Source organism: Thermogutta sp. (genome assembly GCF_039793925.1).
Lineage (GTDB): Bacteria > Planctomycetota > Planctomycetia > Pirellulales > Thermoguttaceae > Thermogutta.
The window spans coordinates 1-1630 of sequence record NZ_JBAMME010000048.1 but is presented as its reverse complement, the minus strand read 5'-3'; the positions used below and the strand labels follow the sequence as shown (position 1 = coordinate 1630).

The following is a 1630-nucleotide window of genomic DNA, read 5'->3' as shown; positions in this document are numbered from 1 at the left end:
CTGGAGAGCGCGGTCACGCGCTCATCCACATCTGTAGTTTTGCTGATCTGTTTGACGTTGGCATTCATTTTGCGGAACAATTGCCGAATGCGGCACGAAAAATATTATGGCACATCTTGTGTCAGAGTGACAAGCGTATTCAGACGGGCGGGTTACTCCTTCCGGAGTGTGTAAAAAGGTTTGGTGCTGCTCTGCTCGTATGATGTTGTCTGGTGGTCTCCTAGGCAGCCTTCTCCAGTTGAATGGTCGCGTGCTTTCTCCTGCGGGAGGGCGCTTGCCAGATGTTCTTGCCTTTCCAGAGCTCGTTGAGCCAGGCAAAGACCCTGAAGACGGCTCGGTTACAGGCGTCCCGGTTGGCGAAAGCACCGCAGCCGAACTGCTGACGCCTCAGCTCACGAAATACCCGTTCTATCGGATTGGAGGTCCTCACATACTCCCAGTGCTCCCTCGGACAATTATAGAAAGCCAGCAGATACCCCAGGTCCTCCCGCACCCTGAAGGGGGCGACGGATACTTATCCTCATGGGTGCTCCCAGACACGGAAAGCATCCTTCGCCCCCTTCAGGTGATCCGCATCATACACCCTCTGTAGGCCAGCAACTACTTCACCACGGTCCGCAGCAGCTACGGCTTTCCTGACGTTGCGCATCCGGTGTGCCCAGCACAGCTGGTGAGGGACATCACCAAACACTTCAGAGGCTGCATTCAACAAATGGGTTGTGCTCATCGGAGACGATAAGAGCAAGATCAGATGGTCTCAGGCCACGCTCCACCAGTCGAGAAAGGAATCCTCTCCACCCTGACTCATTCTCCGCAGCCGTCCGCTCAAAGCCCAGGATCTCTTTCTCTCCTGAGTAGGTGACTCCCACAGCAGTCATTATGCAAATACCTGTGGCATTTAGTCCTACTATGTCCTTCGCCCAGGCCGCATCTAGAAACAGATACTCGTAACGCTTGGTAAGCTGCCGCTCACGGAAAGCCTTTACCTGAGCATCCAACTCATTCTGGACACGCCTCAACAGATCATCTGAGGGTCTGCAACCAGTGGTGGACTCCAGAAGACGGATCACCTCACATCGGGATAGCCCAGACAGAAATGCTTTCCCTGTCCACTCCTCTACCTGGCGGATCGCGCGGTGATTGGGCTCAAGAAAGCTCGGCACATACCCGCTCTCACGAAGTCTGGGGATGCGAATCTCAAGGACCTGGTAACTCATCTGAACCTTGCGAAACCGATAGCCGTTGCGGTAGTCGCGTCTGGTCTCGGCCCGCTCATGGAGCCTTACTCCCGTCCTCTTCCTCGCTCTCGCAGATGGCCTCAAGCAATACCCTCGAGACATTTGCCATCGCAGAGTCCAGCTCACCGTATACCAGGTTCTCCTCATCGGCTATCCGACAAGCTGCTTTCTCCAATACTTCCTTTAGCGTTATACTACTCATGGGTGCTCCTCTCTTGGTTTTGTCTCTTCAACAACACCATACGAGAGATCAAGCACCCTTTGCAGCATCTTGCTGGCTGCCTGCCAGCGCAGGGGACCAGCCCCACTGCTATGACACAAACCAATTTACACACTAAAGAACTACGCTACCCAATCACATTACATCTCGGGCTATTTTGGTGTTATAGTAG

The 1630-nt window shown here is 53.9% G+C and carries 3 protein-coding genes; 2 read left to right on the top strand and 1 reads right to left on the bottom strand.

The window, feature by feature from the left end; genetic code table 11:
- Together ABJK56_RS01590 and ABJK56_RS01585 are read left to right on the top strand one after the other, a co-directional pair.
- Positions 1 to 203, top strand: a 203-nt coding sequence (locus ABJK56_RS01590) for a hypothetical protein (protein ID WP_347242911.1), incomplete at its 5' end; no start/stop codon positions are given.
- A gap of 71 nt (positions 204 to 274) precedes the next feature.
- Positions 275 to 592: a hypothetical protein gene (locus tag ABJK56_RS01585; RefSeq protein WP_347242910.1), complete on the top strand. Its 318-nt coding sequence runs from the start codon at positions 275 to 277 to the stop codon at positions 590 to 592.
- Between the two features lie 100 nt (positions 593 to 692).
- Here ABJK56_RS01585 and ABJK56_RS01580 read toward each other — a convergent pair whose 3' ends face one another.
- Entirely contained in the window at positions 693 to 1340 is a 648-nt protein-coding gene (locus tag ABJK56_RS01580; RefSeq protein WP_347242912.1) for a transposase, read from the bottom strand.
- Positions 1341 to 1630 lie beyond the last annotated feature (290 nt).